This window comes from Streptomyces sp. NPDC017520 (genome assembly GCF_044329855.1).
GTDB lineage: Bacteria > Actinomycetota > Actinomycetes > Streptomycetales > Streptomycetaceae > Streptomyces.
On record NZ_JBIRKB010000003.1, the window covers coordinates 385,603 to 402,523 of the forward strand.

16 protein-coding genes are annotated in these 16,921 nt (G+C 72.4%); 8 read left to right on the top strand and 8 right to left on the bottom strand.

Features of this window, described 5'->3' with window-relative positions; all coding sequences use genetic code 11:
* Positions 1–19 precede the first annotated feature (19 nt).
* Positions 20–334, bottom strand: a complete 315-nt coding sequence (locus ACH4KB_RS09595; protein WP_398065281.1) for a 4a-hydroxytetrahydrobiopterin dehydratase — start codon at positions 332–334, stop codon at positions 20–22.
* A gap of 132 nt (positions 335–466) precedes the next feature.
* On the opposite strand from ACH4KB_RS09595, the gene ACH4KB_RS09600 reads away from it, so the two are divergent.
* The 3 genes from ACH4KB_RS09600 to ACH4KB_RS09610 all read left to right on the top strand — a co-directional run bounded on the left by ACH4KB_RS09600 (position 467) and on the right by ACH4KB_RS09610 (position 4,382).
* Positions 467–1,105 (top strand): HAD family hydrolase, encoded by a 639-nt coding sequence (locus ACH4KB_RS09600; RefSeq protein WP_398065283.1) that lies wholly within the window; start codon positions 467–469, stop codon positions 1,103–1,105.
* A 44-nt stretch (positions 1,106–1,149) separates the two neighbouring features.
* A complete protein-coding gene (locus ACH4KB_RS09605) occupies positions 1,150–2,334 on the top strand; it encodes a helix-turn-helix domain-containing protein (RefSeq protein WP_398065285.1) in 1,185 nt (394 codons plus the stop codon).
* Between the two features lie 944 nt (positions 2,335–3,278).
* Positions 3,279–4,382, top strand: coding sequence for a methyltransferase domain-containing protein (locus tag ACH4KB_RS09610; protein ID WP_398065287.1), 1,104 nt, complete (start codon positions 3,279–3,281; stop codon positions 4,380–4,382).
* A gap of 90 nt (positions 4,383–4,472) precedes the next feature.
* Here the strand turns inward: ACH4KB_RS09610 and ACH4KB_RS09615 are convergent, their stop codons facing one another.
* The 3 genes from ACH4KB_RS09615 to ACH4KB_RS09625 all read right to left on the bottom strand — a co-directional run bounded on the left by ACH4KB_RS09615 (position 4,473) and on the right by ACH4KB_RS09625 (position 7,289).
* Positions 4,473–5,639: an alanine--tRNA ligase-related protein gene (locus ACH4KB_RS09615; RefSeq protein ID WP_398065289.1), complete on the bottom strand. Its 1,167-nt coding sequence runs from the start codon at positions 5,637–5,639 to the stop codon at positions 4,473–4,475.
* Between the two features lie 290 nt (positions 5,640–5,929).
* Complete coding sequence (locus ACH4KB_RS09620; RefSeq protein WP_398065291.1) at positions 5,930–6,658, bottom strand: uridine kinase; 729 nt, start codon at positions 6,656–6,658, stop codon at positions 5,930–5,932.
* Positions 6,645–7,289, bottom strand: coding sequence for a helix-turn-helix domain-containing protein (locus ACH4KB_RS09625; protein WP_398065293.1), 645 nt, complete (start codon positions 7,287–7,289; stop codon positions 6,645–6,647). Before ACH4KB_RS09625 ends, ACH4KB_RS09620 begins: the two co-directional genes overlap by 14 nt.
* Before the next feature lie 118 nt (positions 7,290–7,407).
* On the opposite strand from ACH4KB_RS09625, the gene ACH4KB_RS09630 reads away from it, so the two are divergent.
* Complete coding sequence (locus ACH4KB_RS09630; protein WP_398065295.1) at positions 7,408–8,073, top strand: SAM-dependent methyltransferase; 666 nt, start codon at positions 7,408–7,410, stop codon at positions 8,071–8,073.
* 35 nt (positions 8,074–8,108) lie between these two features.
* Here ACH4KB_RS09630 and ACH4KB_RS09635 read toward each other — a convergent pair whose 3' ends face one another.
* Positions 8,109–8,699, bottom strand: coding sequence for a DM13 domain-containing protein (locus ACH4KB_RS09635; RefSeq protein ID WP_398065297.1), 591 nt, complete (start codon positions 8,697–8,699; stop codon positions 8,109–8,111).
* Positions 8,700–9,013: 314 nt separating this feature from the next.
* On the opposite strand from ACH4KB_RS09635, the gene ACH4KB_RS09640 reads away from it, so the two are divergent.
* On the top strand, positions 9,014–9,214 hold the full coding sequence (locus ACH4KB_RS09640) for a hypothetical protein (RefSeq protein ID WP_398065299.1): 201 nt from the start codon (positions 9,014–9,016) through the stop codon (positions 9,212–9,214).
* 7 nt (positions 9,215–9,221) lie between these two features.
* The gene (locus ACH4KB_RS09645) at positions 9,222–10,334 is read left to right on the top strand and encodes a sensor histidine kinase (protein WP_398065301.1); all 1,113 of its coding nucleotides are present in this window, start codon (positions 9,222–9,224) and stop codon (positions 10,332–10,334) included.
* On the opposite strand, the gene ACH4KB_RS09650 is transcribed toward ACH4KB_RS09645, so the two are convergent.
* Together ACH4KB_RS09650 and ACH4KB_RS09655 are read right to left on the bottom strand one after the other, a co-directional pair.
* Complete coding sequence (locus tag ACH4KB_RS09650) at positions 10,309–10,818, bottom strand: VOC family protein (RefSeq protein ID WP_398065303.1); 510 nt, start codon at positions 10,816–10,818, stop codon at positions 10,309–10,311. The genes ACH4KB_RS09645 and ACH4KB_RS09650 overlap by 26 nt on opposite strands.
* A 129-nt stretch (positions 10,819–10,947) precedes the next feature.
* A complete protein-coding gene (locus ACH4KB_RS09655) occupies positions 10,948–12,048 on the bottom strand; it encodes a citrate synthase 2 (protein WP_398065304.1) in 1,101 nt (366 codons plus the stop codon).
* 331 nt (positions 12,049–12,379) lie between these two features.
* On the opposite strand from ACH4KB_RS09655, the gene pdxH reads away from it, so the two are divergent.
* The gene (gene pdxH / locus ACH4KB_RS09660; protein ID WP_398065624.1) at positions 12,380–13,021 is read left to right on the top strand and encodes a pyridoxamine 5'-phosphate oxidase; all 642 of its coding nucleotides are present in this window, start codon (positions 12,380–12,382) and stop codon (positions 13,019–13,021) included.
* A 264-nt stretch (positions 13,022–13,285) separates the two neighbouring features.
* On the opposite strand, the gene ACH4KB_RS09665 is transcribed toward pdxH, so the two are convergent.
* Positions 13,286–14,758, bottom strand: coding sequence for a phytase (locus ACH4KB_RS09665; protein WP_398065306.1), 1,473 nt, complete (start codon positions 14,756–14,758; stop codon positions 13,286–13,288).
* A 525-nt stretch (positions 14,759–15,283) separates the two neighbouring features.
* Between ACH4KB_RS09665 and ACH4KB_RS09670 the strand changes: the two genes are divergently transcribed.
* Positions 15,284–16,720, top strand: coding sequence for a PAS domain-containing protein (locus tag ACH4KB_RS09670; protein ID WP_398065308.1), 1,437 nt, complete (start codon positions 15,284–15,286; stop codon positions 16,718–16,720).
* Positions 16,721–16,921: the final 201 nt, after the last annotated feature.

Consider the following 16,921-nt stretch of genomic DNA (forward strand, 5'->3'; position numbering starts at 1 on the left):
GCGGATCTGCTGGTCTTGATCAGGCGTTGTGAGGCTGCGACTGGTGGGCCGCCGCGATCCGGTCGATCCGTGCGGCCAGGTCGAAATCGGCTGCGGTGAGCCGGTGCCCGGCGTCATGTGTCGTGATGGCGAACCGCACATGGTCCCAGCGCAGGTCGATGTCCGCGTGATGACCGACGAGCCGTTCGACGTCCGCGACGTTCACGATCAGCGCGACGCCACCGTGGTAACGAATCTCGAACGTGCGGGTGATCATGTCCCCTTCGCGAACCCAGCCCGGCAGCTCGGCCAGCCTCAGGGCGATCTCCTCGTCCGGCAGTGGATCCTTGCCCATCCTCAGTTCCCCTCGTTCACCGGCGCCAGGATCTCCGTAAGGTCCCGGATGACCGGGGCATCGTGCCACGGGCCCAGGGCCCGTGGCCGGGAGGATGCCGCGATGCCCGACTGTCGCCCCTAGGCTCGACGTGTGAAAACGTTCGTGTTCGACATAGGCGAGACTCTCGTCCGCGACGACCGCTACTGGGGATCGTGGGCCGACTGGCTCGGCACGCCCAGACACACTCTGTCCGCCTTGGTCGGCGCCGTGACTGCCCAGGGGCTCGACAACTCCGAAGCGCTGAAGCTTGTGAAGCCGGGGATCGACATTCCGGCCGAGTACGCCGCCCGCGAGGCAGCCGGAAGAGGTGAGCACCTCGACGAGTCCGACCTGTACGAGGACGTCCGCCCCACGCTTGCGAAGCTACGGCAACTCGGGATGCGCGTCGTCGTCGCCGGCAACCAGACCGTGCGCGCTGGTGAGTTGCTCCGGGCGCTCGACCTACCCGCCGATCTTGTCGTGACCTCGGGGGAGTGGGGCTGCGCCAAGCCTTCGGCGGAGTTCTTCGCAAAGGTCCTGGAGGTGTCCGGCGCCCCGGCGAGAGACACCGTGTACGTCGGGGACCACCCCGCGAACGACACGTTCCCCGCTGCCAGGGCCGGGCTCCGCACCGCACACATCCGCCGCGGCCCCTGGGGGCGCCTATGGGGTGCGGATGCTCAGGTGCACACGACTGCTGACTGGGTGATCCAGTCGCTCACGGAGCTCACCGAGATCGCGGCAGAGTAGAGGAATCAGGTTTCACGACGTCATCGCACAAGTACGGTCAGTGGGTGTCTTCCGACAGCCCACAGGAGATCGGCAGGCGGATCGCCGCCTGCCGCCGTGCACACCGGTACACGCAAACCGCGCTTGCGGCGGCCTCCCATGTGTCCTACGCCATGGTCCGCGCCATCGAGCGAGGTGCCCGCCGGCCCAGCGACGAGGTACTCGAAGCGATCGCGGACGCCCTCGAGGTGGACGTCACGCGTCTGCGCGCGGATCACGTCGGCACGGAGCGACGTGTCCACCGGGCGCTGCCCGCCCTGTCGGAAGCGATCGCTGGTTACGACCTGGCTCTGGGCCCTCCGGCGCGTGGTCCGGAAGAACTGGCCGATGAGATCACCACGGCGGTGGGCTGGCGTCTCGCCGCCCAGTACGGCCGCATCGCCGCCGTCATCCCTGGCTTGCTGACCGACGCGATTCGGTATGTCCATACCGCGTCCGGTGCCGAACACCAGGATGCCGCGCGGATGCTGGCCTCTGCTGCTCGGACCGCCGACGCCGTCGCCTACAAGCACGGGGCACACGACCTCTCCGCGCGCCTCATCGACCTGATGCGCTGGGCAGCCGACCGGGCTGAAGACCCCCTCGTCCAGGCGACCGCCTCATACGTTCGCGCTGAGACGTTCTTCGCCGCCCGCGCTCACACTGCTGGCCTGGTAGCGCTGGAGCAGGCCATCGAGGCCGCCCCGCCACCGGACGGGCGGACGCAGGCCGCCGCTCGCGGCGCACTCCACATGAGGGCCGCAGTGATCGCGAGTCGCGCGCAGAACGTAGGGGCGACCGACACGCACCTGGCTCATGCCCGACAGCTGAGCCAACAAGTCGGCCGAGAGGGCTGTTACTTGGGCACGGCCTTCGGGCCTGCAAGTGTCCGCATCCACGAAGTGTCCGTCGCGGTCAGCCTCGGACCTGACCACGCCGACCGGGCTCTCCGCACCGCTGCTGCATGGACACCAGGCCTCGATCTGCCGGCCGAACGCCGCAGTGGGTTCTACATCGAACTCGCCAGGGCCCAGGATTGGGCAGGTCGCCCCGTAGAGGCCTTCACCAGCCTTCGGATGGCACGTGCTGCGGCACCCCAGCACACGCGCGAGCACCCTTGGGTGCGCGAGGTCGCCCGGAACCTACGCCGCTTCCATCGGTCCGACGCCGAGAGTCTGACGCACTTTGCGCACTGGGTCGGAGCGGTCTGAACCGCGTCTTGCTGCTACAAGCCGTAGCAGTCAGGCCCATCCCCTGCCTCCATGCTCTACCCGACCGCACCAGAAGGGTAGTTGAGGAGACCGAATGACCATTCCCGTGCTCGTTCAGGGGCGGCGCATCGCCCGGCCACATGGCGGGGCAGGCTCCGGGAGGAACAGTTGGTGCGAGGGCGGCGACACCGTGTACAGGATCTGGCTCGGCCACACCCAGCACTGCCCAACCTGCCGCCCGGGATTTCCTGTCCCACGGCTGCCAAGCTCGGCCGTGCCTGGCGGGAGGCGCGCGGATGAGGTGTTTCGCGGAGGGGGACGCGCACGAGCTGCCCGTCGAGGGCGACCGCGGTGCCTACTGCCCGGAGCATGAGGTGACGTTGTTGTGGCGGGGTGACCCGATCACTTCCGCTGATGCGGCCGAGGGTGCGGTGGCCGACCTGGGTGGGCTTTGGGCGGGGGCGGACGGTCCGTACGGCATTGCTTGCCGCAGTGCTTCGGTGACTGGTCTGACCGACGTGCACGCCCTCTGCCTGCGGCCGGACTGCGCCTGCCCGTGCCATGCGGCGGCCACCGCTCTACGGGAAGCCGGATGAGCATCAGCCTGTCGGCTGCGGATGTGCGTACCTGCGAGGCGTGTTGGCGCGCACCGGTCACTGCCTTGCGGCGTACCGAGGACGGCCGGGATCTGCTGTGCCGGGCGTGTGCCGAGGGCGGTCGTCCGTGCCGCGTCGACCTCTTCCCGCCGTACGGGATCTACCGGCTGTACTACCGCCACGCCAATCGAACCGTTCCACAGAACAGAGGAGATGGATGATGATCACCACCCGCGTACAGGCTGACGGCGGTAAGCATGGCGGGTCTCCGTCGGACAAGCCGTGGACGCCGCCGTCGGAGCCGAAGCCGTCTCCGGACGGCAGCCGCCCCCAGTACATCCCGCAGCCGTGAGCACCGCGCAGGACGTTCCTACGTACCCGGCTCTGGTACAGGAGTTGGCCGATCGTGGGCTGCTCACCGCCCAGTGGCGGCGGGTGTTCGAGGCCGTTCCTCGTAGCTGGTTCGTTCCGGTGGATGTGTGGCGGCAGTTGCCCGACCGGTGTGAGCCGGTGGTGGGGTCGGATGCGTGGCTGGCGTTGGTGAACTCGGACGAGCCGGTCGTCACGCAGCTCGACGACGGAGCCGAGGGTGGGCCCGGTGTCGCGACGTCGTCGAACTCGATGCCCTCGATGGTCGCCCGGATGCTTGGGTTGCTCGATGTCCAGGACGGTCAGCGTGTGTTGGAAATCGGGACAGGGACGGGTCACGTGGCCGCGCTGTTGTGTGAGCGGCTCGGTGACGATCTGGTCCACAGTGTGGAGCTGGACCCGGTCGTGGCCCAGCAGGCGGCGGAGGCCTTGGCGCAGGCGGGGTATCGGCCGCATCTGCGGGTCGGGGATGGCGAACAGCCTTGGCCAGGCATGGGGTTGGTGGACCGGCTGATCGTGACGTGTGCGTTGCGGTATGTCCCGTACGCGCTGCTCCGGCAGGTCCGGTCCGGTGGGGTCGTCGTGGCTCCGCTGGCCCGGGAGTGCTGGTCGGGTGCGCTGGTCCAGCTTCGTGTTCAGGATGACGGAACGGCGGTGGGGCCGTTCTGCGGCGGGGCCACGTACATGCCGATGCGAGCCCACCGCGTGCCCGATCTTCACGAGGTGCGGGGCAAGGGGCGGGCCCGTGCGGCGGGCCTGGACCCCGCCCGGCTCCTCGACCTCGGGTTCGCCCTGTACGCCGGGGCGCGGCTCCCCGGCGTGCGGCTCATCCACCAGAACACCGCCGAAGGTGCCCAGGTGTGGGTGACCCGGGAGGACGGAGGCGCTGCGACGGCCGCCACCGGGGAGGAGGTGTGGCAGTACGGGCCCGGGTTCCTGTGGGAAGAGGTCGAGCAGGTCTGGTGGGAGTACGAAGCGGTGGGTCAACCCGACGCCGGGCAGTTCGGGCTGACCGTGACCGACCGGGGACAACAGGTATGGCTGCGGGACCCGGCCGAGGTCATCCGGGCCAGCAGGGCGTAACCCGAGCGAGGTGCCCGGCCGTGCGCACGGCCGGGCACCTCGTTACCGGGGCCGGGCCGGGGCGGGGCGGGGGCGGTCCGCTTCGCGCCCTCACTCCCCGCGCAGGCTCACCACCAGCTCGCGGGGCAGTCCATGGGTGTCGTGCAGGTAGTGGAAGTCCTCCTCGGTCAGCGGGCCTTGGAACCGGGGCTTGGCGAGCACCCCTCGGCCGCGCTCCAGGAGCCCGCGGAACCGGTGCTCCTCTTCGAGCAGCATCCCGAGTACGTCGCCCGGGCGCAGGTCCTGCCGGAAGTGGTCCAGGGTGTGCTCGACCAGTTCCTCCGGCAGATCCCCGACGCTGCGCGAGGGATCATCGCGCCACAGCACGGTGAGTACCCGTCGTACCAGGCGGCGCAGCACGTAGCCGCGGCCCGTGTTGGCCGGGCGCACGCCGTCGCCGATCACCACGACGGCCGAGCGCAGGTGGTCGCAGACCAGGCGCAGGGAAGGGTCGTCCAGCGGCCAGAGGGCGGGCACCAGGCGGCGCCAGGGGGCGAAGAGGTCGCCGGCGAAGACGGACGACTTGCCCTGGAGCAGGGCGGCCAGCCGTTCCAGGCCGAGGCCGGTGTCGACGTTGCGCTGGGGGAGCGGGACGAGGGAGCCGTCGTCGAGGCGGCGGTGGGTCATCGTGACGTGGTTCCACACCTCGACCCAGCGGTCGTCGCGGGTGGGCGTCGACCGCGGCGGTCCTTCGCCGGTCCACAGGAAGATCTCCGAGTCGGGGCCGCAGGGGCCGACCGATCCGTTGGACCACCAGTTGTCCTCCACGGTGAGTTCCACGGGGACGCCGAGGCCCTGCCACAGGTCGACGGAGGCGGTGTCCGGACCGGTTCGCCCGTCACCGGCGAAGGCGGTGGCGTGCAGCAGGCCGGGATCGACGCCCAGGCCCTCGGTGAGCAGACCGTACCCCCAGTCGAGGCTGAGCGGGCCCCCGTAGTCGCCCAGCGACCAGGTGCCGAGCATTTCGAAGACCGTCAGGTGGGTGGCGTCCCCGACCTCGTCCAGGTCCGTGGTGCGCAGGCAGCGCTGTACGTTCACCAGTCGCCGGCCCAGCGGGTGGGGGCGGCCCTCCAGGTACGGGGTGAGCGGGTGCATGCCGGAGGTGGTGAAGAGTACGGGGTCGCCGTCGGGCGGCAGCAGGGTCGAGCCGGTGATGCGGCGATGGCCGCGCTCCTCGTAGTACTCGACGAACGTGCTGACCAGTTGGTCCGTACGCATGGGGTGGCTCCTTCGCGTTGCGACGGGGAGGCACCGGAGAACGGGACCGTTCGGTCACCCGGCCGGGGCCAGGGGCGCCACGGCACTGCCGACGGACCGTTTCCGGTCGCCGGGGGGAGTGAAGGTCAGGCGGCGGCAACCGGCGAGCTGGTCGCTCGCGCGGTCGCGGTGGTGCTGAGGCCGGTGACGTTCATGCGATCGAGCCTAACGTGGTCCTCCCGCCGGAGCACCCGGATTTTCCAGCCCGCGCACCGGCCGACGCGATCACTCCGCGAAGGAGAGCAGCGGCGTCAGCTCGTGATCAGCCGCGGTCGCGCGAAGTCCGTGTTGTCCACCACCGCGTCCATCCTCGGCAGCGGGTCCACCTCCCTGAGGTAGATGCGCTCCGCCACCAGGTAGCGGTCGCGGTGGATCGCCTCCGCGTCCGAGCCCGCCCAGTTCCGGTCGCGTTCCGCGCCCCGGCGAACGGAGAGTTCGGCGTCCACGTCCATCCAGATGCGGAAGTCCCAGTACGTGTCGATCTCGGGCCGGAACGCGAAGACTCCGTCCACGATCAGCACCGAGTCCGGGGCGAGCGGGGCCGTCTCCGTCGCGTGGCTCTTCTGCGTCAGCGGGTCGATGGAGCACAGTGCGCAGGAGTCCGCCGCCGGGTTCCGGCAGGGGTCCAGCAGGAGGCGGCGGGCCGCGTCGTAGTCGTACGCGTTGCGGTAGTAGCCCTCGCCCGACTCCCGGTCGTAGAGGTGGCGGTCCTTCCACGGGTTCTTGTAGTCGTCCAGTGTGGCCCGGAGCACCGGGCGGCCCGACTCCGCTATGTGCGCGGCCAGTTCGTGGCCGAAGCTCGTCTTCCCTGCTGCGGTGAAGCCGTCGATGCCCACGAGCAGGCGGCCCGGACCGACGGTCAGAATGCGTTCCGCGAGTGCTTCCGTCAGGGTGCTGCGGTCGGCCGACGCCGGTGCCGGGCACGGCTGTTGCCAAGACGAGGGGGAGTAGTGAACGGATGCCGCGTCAGTGGGTCGCATCGGCTGATCCTCCCAAAGGCCCCTGGCGGGCCCTCAGATGGGCCCGCTCGCCCTGGTGGCCGAAGAGGACCAGGAGTTCCACCGTCCGGTCGTCGTCGGGGCCGAGCCAGTGCGGCACGTGGGTGTCGAACTCGGCCGCCTCGCCCGGCTTCAGGACCAGCGTCCGTTCGCCCAGGATCAGCCGCAGCCGCCCGGCCAGCACGTACAGCCACTCGAAGCCCTCGTGGGTCCGCAGGGTCGGCTCGGTGTCCGGGCCCGGCGGGATCAGCAGCTTGTGGGCCTGGACGCCGCCGGGGCGGCTGAGCGGTACGTAGGTGAGGCCGTCGCGGGTGACCGGGCGGAGGTGGATGCGCGGGTCGCCCGTGCGGGGTGCGCCCACCAGTTCGTCCAGCGGCACCGCGTGGACCTCCGCCAGCGGCAGCAGCAACTCCAGCGTCGGCTTGCGCGTGCCGCCCTCCAGGCGGGACAGGGTGCTCTCGTTGATCCCGGTCCGCCCGGCCAGCTCGGCGAGGGTCATCCCGTGCCTGCGCCGCAGGTCGCGGAGGCGGGGGCCCACCGCCGCCAGGACGCCGTCCTTGGCGTTGCCGGTGTCCCTGGGCGTCTGCTGTACCGCGTCTTCTTCGGCTGCCATGCCTGCCAGGTTGCCGAAACGGCATGGGAGCTTGCAAGCGTGGCAGCTCGCGGCGCACCTTTCTGTCCAGCGGGGCGGCTCGTCCGGAGCGGCCTCCTCGGGCTCGAAGGGAACAGCCATGGGCAGCGACACCACCGGCGTCACCGACTCCGCCGCCTTCTGGGAGAACCATTACGCCGGCGTCGACGCACAGTGGGGCACCCGCCCCAACGCCGTACTCGCCGAGGTCGTCACCGCCCTGGCACCCGCGCCGGGCGGCGGCGGACGGGCCCTGGACCTGGGGTGCGGGCACGGCGGCGACGCGCTCTGGCTCGCCTCGCTCGGCTGGGACGTCACCGCCGTCGACGTCTCGTCCACCGCCCTGGGCCGGGTCGCCGCGGGAGCCGCCGCGGCCGGGCTGACCGACCGCGTCCACCCGAGCCGGCACGACCTGGCCCGGACCTTCCCCGACGGGGCCTTCGGCCTGGTGACCGCCAGCTATTTCCACACCCCTGTGGAGATCCCCCGCGAGCTCGTACTCCGGCGGGCCGCCGGGGCGGTCGCCCCCGGCGGCCTGCTCGTCCTGGTCGAGCACGCCTCGCTCGCCCCCTGGTCCTGGCGGGACGGCCACGAGGACGTACGCTTCCCCGCCCCCGACGACGTACTCGCGTCCCTGCGGCTCGGCGACGGGTGGCGGACCGAGCTGTGCCACGCGCCCCGGCGGACCGCCACCGGGCCCGGCGGTGAGACCGCGACCGTGACCGACAACGTCATTGCCGTCCGCCGGGGCGGGACCCCGGACTGAGGCTCCCGCCGAGCCCGGACGTCCGCAGGCCCGGGTCAGGCAGGAGCGAGTTCGGCTGCCCCGAAGGAGACGCTGAACCGGGCGCACCAGATGCTCACGCCGGTGAACTCGTCGAGGTCGATGCCGGCCGGCAGGGCGTAGTTCTGGTCGCCCTTGTTGCCCTTGAGCTTGCCGAGGCTCTCGTACGCGCCGTCGTCGAACACACTCCAGCCCGCCCTGCCCTTCTTGACCGGAGCGTCGGTGATCCAGACGTGCAGATCGGGGCCGTTGCTGGTGTCCAGGCCCTCCAGGCGCAGCGTGCGCGAGCCGTCGGGCAGGCGGACCACCTTGACCGTGCCGGTCGTGCGGTGCTCGTGGCTGATCAGCTCACCGGTTGCCAGGGTCACCGGTCCCGGCGGCACCGTGGGCCGGGAGGCGCCGGGGGAGGGTGGCGCGGTCTCCGGCGGGGCGGTGGGGACGGCCAGTTCCTCGCGTACGGTCTCGTCCTGCCACAGCTTCCACGGCTGGAACCAGTACAGCCCCACGCTCACGGCCAGCGTGGCGGCGACCAGCGCGGCGGCGAGCACCGGCCCGCGCGCTCGCCGTCGCTTCGGGGCGTCCGCGTGCTGCGGATCGTGCGTCGTCATGGTCCTGCCTCTCTTCTGGCCTGCCGGGTGTCGGGTGCGAGCCGTGACCCGGTGTGCATCGGGACGGGAAGGACGCCCGCGCGCCACTGGACCCAGTGGACGCGCCCGAACGGCCCACCAGGGTCCTCGTACGCCGGTGTCGCTGGACACGGTCTTCGTACGCCGGCGGCGCCGGACACGGTGAAGGGCATGGCCATCACTCTATGAACGCGAAGCGGGCAGAGAGGACTTCGAGTTCTTACGAAAGCGGGACGTCGACGGCTGGACCGGGGCCGGACGCTCCGGTCGCCGCCGACCGGTGCGAGGCTGGGGCCATGCAGACACCACCGCCGGACGCCGGGCTCCGCGTGCTCGTCGTGGCCGACGGCCCGACCGTGGCCGAGGCCCTCGCGGGGCACCTGGGCCGCGCCGTGTACGAGGTCACCCGCGCCGACGACGGACCGGCGGCCCCGCCGTGCGCCGCACGGCACAGGTCCGGCCGGCCGGGCCGCCCCACGACGACGACCGAAGGCTGACGGAACCGTGCTGGACATCCTCGTCATCGCCCTGCTGGCCTTCCTGGGCGCCGCCGTCGCTGGTCTGCTCGGCGCCCTGGCGCTGCGGCTCCTGCGACACCGTTCCCTCGTGGTCACACTCACGGTCGTCGCGGCCGTCGCGGTCCTCGCGATGCTGCTCGGAACCCTGGCCGTGGCCTGGGAGATGTTCCTGTCGCCGCACGACCTGAACGTGATGGTGATCGTCGTGGCGATGGCCGCCGTGGTCTCCCTGGCCACCGCGCTGCTGCTCGGTCGCTGGGTGGTCGCCCGCAGCCTGGCGCTGACCGAGGCGGCCCGCTCGTTCGGTGACGGTGGCAGCTTCGCCGCGCCCGCGCAGGCGGCGACCGCGGAACTGATGGCGCTCAGCGCGGAGTTGGAGTCCAGCAGCGCCAAGCTGGCGTTGTCACGGGACCGTGAACGCGCCCTGGAGGCGTCACGGCGCGAGCTGGTGGCCTGGATCTCGCACGACCTGCGTACCCCGCTCGCCGGTCTGCGCGCCATGTCCGAGGCCCTTGAGGACGGTGTGGCCGCCGATCCCGACCGCTATCTGCGCCAGATCCGCTCCGAGGTCGAACGCCTCGACACCCTGGTCGGCGACCTTTTCGAGCTCTCCCGCATCCAGGCGGGCGCCCTCGCTCTGACCCGCGCCCGGATCTCCGTCTACGACCTGGTCGCCGACGCCATGGCCGGGGCCGACCCGCTCGCCCGGGAGCACGGGGTGCGCCTGGTCGGCGAGACGGTCGACCCCGTGCCGGTGGAGGTCGACAGCAAGGAGATGAGCCGCGTTCTGGGCAACCTCCTGGTGAACGCGATCCATCGCACTCCCTCCGACGGCACGGTCGCGGTGGCCGCGCAGCGCACGGACGGCGGTGTCGTCCTGTCCGTCACCGACAGCTGCGGCGGTATCCCCGATGAGGACCTGCCACGCGTCTTCGACACCGGCTGGCGCGGTAGCCACGCCCGTACGCCGCCGGCGGGAGCGGGGCTCGGCCTGGCCATCGTGGCGGGCATCGTCAAGGCCCACCAGGGGCGGGCCGCCGTCAGCAACGTGACGGGCGGCTGCCGCTTCGAGGTCACCCTGCCTCCGGCACCTGCCTAGGGGTGGCCGCCGGAAGCTCCGCCACCCGGTCCTCCGCCCCGATGTTCCGGGTCTGTTCCGCCACCCACTCGGGGCTGATCGCCGGAGTCCGGCCCGGGGCCGGGTCGTTGACGAACAGGCAGAACGGGTGGCCCACCGGGTCGAAGAGGACCCGTACGTCGGGCTGCGGCTGGAACTCCGCGGGTGTCGCGCCCTCCGCCACCGCGTGGGCCACGCCCGCCTCCAGGTCCGTCACCTCGAAGTCCAGGTGCAGCATCATCAGCTGGTCGCCGGGGGATGCGGGCCAGACCGGAGACACGTACGCCTTCTCCGTCTGGAAGCCCAGGCCGGAGCCGCCGCCGGGCGGGAGGAGCTTCACCCAGCCCGGCTCCTCCTGCACCGGCTCCCACCCCAGGAGGCGGCGGTAGAAGTCCGCCAGTTCCGCCGCGTCCGGGGCGTCGAGCACCGTGCTGGAGAGGGTCAGGGACGGTCGGGGGGTGGTCACGGTGAGCCTCCTCGCTCCGGAGATGAGCCGGAGATGAGCCCGGGGCGAGCCGGGGACGAGCCGGATGTGCCGGTACGCGTACCCCGTACCCGCGCGTTCACCAGCCGCCGGCCCCCACATCCGCCCACCTCACCCCGTGATGTCGTCGTACCCCTCGATCTCGCGCGGGTCCCGCGTCCCCGGGCCGATGTACGTCGCCGACGGGCGCACCAGGCGGCCCGTGCGTTTCTGCTCCAGGATGTGCGCCGACCAGCCCGCCGTACGGGCACAGGTGAACATCGACGTGAACATGTGCGCCGGGACCTCCGCGAAGTCCAGCACGATCGCCGCCCAGAACTCCACGTTCGTCGCCAGGACGCGGTCCGGACGCCGTGCGTGCAGCTCCTCCAGCGCCGCCTTCTCCAGCGCCTCCGCCACCTCGAAGCGCGGGGCGGCCAGCTCGCGGGCCGTGCGGCGCAGGACGCGGGCGCGGGGGTCCTCGGCGCGGTAGACGCGGTGGCCGAAGCCCATCAGGCGTTCGCCCCGGTCCAGGGCCTGCTTCACGTACGCGCTCGCGTCGCCCGTACGCTCGATCTCCTCGATCATGCCGAGGACCCGGGACGGGGCGCCGCCGTGCAGCGGGCCCGACATCGCGCCCACCGCGCCGGACAGGGCGGCCGCGACGTCCGCGCCCGTCGAGGCGATGACCCGGGCCGTGAACGTCGAGGCGTTCATGCCGTGCTCGGCCGCCGACGTCCAGTACGCGTCGACCGCCTTCACATGCTTCGGATCCGGCTCACCGCGCCAGCGGATCATGAACCGCTCCACCACCGACCGCGCCTTGTCGATCTCGCTCTGCGGCACCATCGGCCGCCCCTGGCCGCGTGCCGACTGGGCGACGTAGGACAGCGCCATCACGGCCGCCCGCGCCAGGTCGTCGCGGGCGGTCGCCTCGTCGATGTCCAGCAGCGGCTTCAGCCCCCAGACGGGGGCCAGCATCGCCAGCGCCGACTGCACGTCGACCCGGATGTCACCGGAGTGCACGGGGAGCGGGAACGGCTCGGCGGGCGGCAGCCCGGGGTTGAACGCCCCGTCCACCAGCAGGCCCCACACGTTTCCGAACGAGACATGGCCGACGAGATCCTCGATGTCGACCCCGCGGTAACGGAGCGAACCGCCTTCCTTGTCCGGTTCGGCGATCTCCGTTTCGAATGCGACGACTCCCTCAAGGCCGGGTACGAAGTCGGACATCAGGCGGCTCCCTCAGTTCGGCGGGCGGCGGGCGGGCGGCAGACCCGGTTCGGCGGCCGTGGCGTACGGAGTGCGCATGTACCCGAAGGTGCGTGCGTGTACCCGGGAGGCCGCCGCTGTGCGAAGACCACAGGGGCCTGCCCCAAGATATTGGCGGGTTCCCACGGAGCGGGGAAGCGTGACATCCGGCACAGGGCTCCATTTCGGCGGTGCGTGGTTACGGGCCCTCCCCGACGGGCACACTGGGCGGCTGCGGCAGGATGGGCCTGTGCCCACACCAGAAGATTCTTCGGGATCCCTCCCCGACGATTGCACCACCGATCCGGCGGAGATGCGCGAGCAGTACCGCTCGCAGGACTTCACCGAGCACGACCTCAGCCCCGATCCGATGGACCAGTTCGCCCGCTGGTTCCGTCAGGTCGCCGTCGGCGGGGTGCTGCACGAGCCCAACGCGATGATCGTCTCCACCGCCGCTCCGGACGGCCGCCCGTCCTCGCGCACCGTGCTCCTCAAGCAGTACGACGAGCGGGGCTTCGTCTTCTTCACGAACTACGACTCCCGCAAGGGCCGCGAGCTGGCCGTCAACCCGTATGTCTCGCTGCTGTTCCCCTGGCACCCGATGGCCCGCCAGGTCATCGTCACCGGCACCGTCCTGCGCACCTCCCGCGAGGAGACCGTGGGCTACTTCCGCACCCGCCCGCACGGCTCCCAGCTCGGCGCGTGGGCCAGCGCCCAGTCCACCGTCGTCGGCTCCCGCGAGGAGCTGATCCGCCGGTACGAGGAGCTGGCCGCCCGCTACCCCGAGGGCGAGAAGGTCCCGGTCCCGCCGCACTGGGGCGGCTTTCGGGTGGTGCCCGGGACGATCGAGTTCTGGCAGGGGCACGAGAACCGGCTGCACGACCGGCTGCGGTACGTGAGGGAGGGCGACGAGCCGGGCGCCGGAAAGTGGCGCGTGGAACGGCTCTGCCCGTAAAGCGGTGGCCCAGCACCCGGACAACGCAGAAACCCGCAGGCTCTGGGTCCTCCGTGCACAGAGGAGCCGGCCGGACTTACCGGCGAGCCTGCGGGTCGGTGACTGCTGGGGATTGGCCGGCGTCCGGCCATGCACTGCAAAAGAGTGCGACGACGGGCGTCAGCCCGCAGTCACCTCACGAGTCCGAGAAGAAATCACTTCCTGAACACCTCCTTTCCTGTGTGCCCACAGCCTAGGAGCGCCCCGGATCGCGGTTCAACCGATTTATTCGGTGACCTTTTCCGCGCCGGTCTGTCCACCGGCGCCCGGGAGGCCCAGCGCGCCCCGGACCTTCCGCAGATCCACGAACTTGAAGCCGGTGGCCTCCCGCCCGTCCTGCGCCGGGGTGGCGCTGCCGTCCTGGACGACGAGCAGGCCGCCCGGATACCGGCTGCCGAGCGGTTCGTGCATCACCGCCGCGCCGTCGCACACCTCGGACCCGTCCAGCGTCGCCGAGGCCGCCGTCACGCGGAAGCCGCCCGCGTACCCGGGGAGGACCCGGTCCTCGCGGCCGGGTCCGTTCTCGCGGCCGGCCCTGTTCTCGCGGCCGGCCGGGCGGGCGTACACGGCGAAGGTGTCGTCGCCCTGGCTGGAGGCCAGCAGATACCGGTCACCGTTCCGCTCGGGGAGCAGGGTCAGCCCCTCCACGTCGGCCGAGATACGCGTGCCGCCGAAGCCCGGGTCCTCACCGGGGGCGCACTCCTCGCTCTCCTCGTCGTACGTCCCCGGCACGCCGTACTCGCGGACCTTGTCGACCAGCACCGGCTTCCCCCGCAGGTCGGCGGGCATCCGCCAGATACCCACGTCCTCCTGGCCCGCGTAGAGCGTGCCGTCGGCCGGGTCGACCACCATCCCCTCGACCTGGGGCAGTTCGCCCGGTTCGCCGCACGGCGTCCAGGACGTGCCGTCGGGCAGCCGGAAGGCGGAGGGCAGGTCGAGGCTCCGGACCTTGCGGTACGTCACGGTGCCGGACCGGGTCGGGAACAGTTCCAGCAGTGCGACCGAGGTCCGGTTGCGCCGACTGGCCAGGGCGTACGAACGGCCGCTGCGGCGGTCCGTCCAGGTGGCCAGGCCGTACGCCGTCGCCTGCTCGTTGACCTCGTCCTGATCGGCGGAGAACACCCGGGGCGCGGCCGGGTCGGTGACGTCGGTCAGCGGGCCGCCCGGCCGGGACGGATCGATGCGGTGGATACGCAGCCTGTCGTGGCCGCGGTCGGAGGTGACGGCCAGGTCCGCCGTCCCGCCCCGGGACAGCCGCAGTCCGTGGACCAGGTCGACGTTGTTGAAGCGGCCCGGGGCGTCGTCGGGGCCGGGCGCGGGCGGCGCGGGGAGCGACTGCACCGGGCGGGCGTCCAGACCGTAGACCCGCAGCCCGCCCTCCTTGGCGGTGGCGATCACCAGGCTGTCGTCCGGAGAGGCGGGATTGCGCCAGATCGCGGGGTCGTCCGCGTTGGCGTTGCCGCCCTGCTCGTCGTCGTACAGCGTGGCGGTCTCGGCGTGCGGGGTGACGGCGGGCAACGGCCCGGGGCCGCCCTGCCGGGCGGCCGGAACCAAGGGCGCCGCGGGCACCGGGGGCGTGGGGGGCACCAGGGGTGCGGCGGGTGCGGGCGCGGCGGCGACGAGTGTCGCGAGCGCGGCGCAGACGGCGAGGGCCGTCGTCGCCGTCACCGTCGGGCGTGCGGTGCGGAAGGGCGTCACGGAGGAGCTCCTTGCGGTCGAGGGTCGGAGGAGCGGGGCCGGGAGGGGCTGGGAGCGGCCGAGCGAGCGGGCGAGGCTGTGCGGGCGGGCGGAGTTGTGCGGGCGGGCGGGGGCTGTCCGGGCGGGCGGAGCTGTGCGGACCGGCGCCGCGGTGCGCCGGGGCGACCCGAGGCGTGCGAGGACGACCCGAGGCGCGGGAGCGCGGGTGCGAGGCCGGGGGCGGGGGCGAGAGCGGGTGCGAGGGCGACCCAAGGATGGGCGGGGCCGGTGGACTCCGTGTGACGTCGTCACCACGCACCGCCGTGCCGCCGGTGAACTCCCGCCCCGGAGGGCTCGACGGGGCCCGGCCGCGTTCGCGGTGTGGCGCGAAAGCGATGGGAAGCGATCGGGAGCCCGCCGGTGGGAGAAATGATTTCGGCGAAATTGATGTGTGCTGGGTCACGTTCGAGTTGAATGGTCTGACGTGCGGAAATACTCGCGGCGACGCGTGGGGAAACGGCGGACACGTTCTGCGGGGGGTGCGGAGTGGGTGCTTCCAGGAGCAGCGGGACCACCGACGAGCTCGGGCCGGACGAGGATCCCGGCGGAGGGCCCCCCGGGTGCTCCCCGGACCCCGGGCCCCCGGCCGGCGAGGGCGAGGCCCCCGGTGAGCCTCCCGGGTCCGAACTGCTGGCGGCGTTGCTCGACGGCATGGACGCCGCGCTCTGCGCGTTCGACGCGGCCGGCACGGTCACCCACTGGAACCGCGAGGCCGAACGCGTCCTGGGCTGGACGGCGCACGAGGCCGTGGGTCGGGCCGGCTTCGCGGGCTGGGCGGTGCGCAGGGCCGACGCGGACGAGGTGCGGGCGCGGCTGATGTCGGCCATGGACGCGCCGGGGCGGCAGGTGCACGAGTTCGCGCTGCTGCGCAAGGACGGCGGTCGGGTGCTGGTGCGGACCCAGTCCGCCGGGGTGCGCGGCGCGGACGGGAAACCGGCCGGGGTCTACTGCGCGTTCAGCGAGGTGCACGCCCAGATCGACCTGGAGCGGGCCATCGCGCTGAGCGAGGCACTGCTGGAGGACGTGTCCTGGGGTGTGGTCCTCGTCGACGTCGACCTGCGCCCGACGGTCGTCAACGCGTACGCGTCCCGTGCGCTCGGCGGCGGCCGCACCGCTCTCCTCGGCCGTCCGCTCGGCGAACTGGTGGTCCAGGGCGTCGAGGAGCTGGAGGCGGCCCTGCACCATGTGCTCGCCGAAGGCGCCCCGACCGCCCCGGCCGAGCTGTGGGTGACCCTGCGGACGGCGGAGGGCGAACGGCGCCGGTGCTGGCGCAGCGGGTTCCTGCGGCTGGCCTCGCCGCTGACGGAGGAACCGGTTCCGCTCGGTATGGGGTGGCTGTTCCGGGACGTCACCGCCGCGAAGTTCGCGGAGCAGGAGGCCGACCGGCTGCGGTTCCGGACGAGCCAGCTGCACCGGGCCGCCCGTACGGCCTCCGAGTGCGAGGACCCGATGGAGGCGGCGACCACCCTGCTGGACTTCGCGCTCGCCGGCTTCGCCGACCACGTTCTGGTCGACCTGGTGGCAGGCGATCCGACGGCGGGCGGAGGCCTGGTGCGTACGGCGGGGACCCCTACGGACGGGCCCGGACCGTGTCTGCCGGTCGCGGGCGGCTCGATCCCCGTCCGCTACGGCCCCGGGCACCCGGCCCTCCAGGCCGTCGAGCGCACCGGCTCGGTCCGTACGAGCGCGGGCGCCGGGGCCTCCGAAGGGCCGGCCTGGGCTACCGAGCGCCGCTGGCCCGGGGACGCGGCCCACGCCCTGTGCACCGTGCTCCGGAGCCGGGGGCGGACGCTGGGCGCGCTGACGTTCCTGCGCGCGGCGAACCGGGCCGCCTTCGAGCGGCCGGACGCGGCGTACGCGGAGACGGTGGCGGCCCGGGTCGCGGGAGCCGTCGACCTGGCCCAGGTGACGGCGGGGACGTAGGCGGGCTCTCGCCGCGCGCATCCAGCGGGCGCTTCACCGCCGGCCCGGTCCCGCTCGACCATCCGGCGAGCCCGGCAGGGGCGCGGGGCGGGCCAGGCAGGGCACGGGCGGACCCGCCGCGTCCCACCCGCACCGGCGGCTGCCCCCGGGACGCGTGGTCGCGGGCCGGGTGGTTGCGGGCCGGGCGGTTGCGGGCCGGGC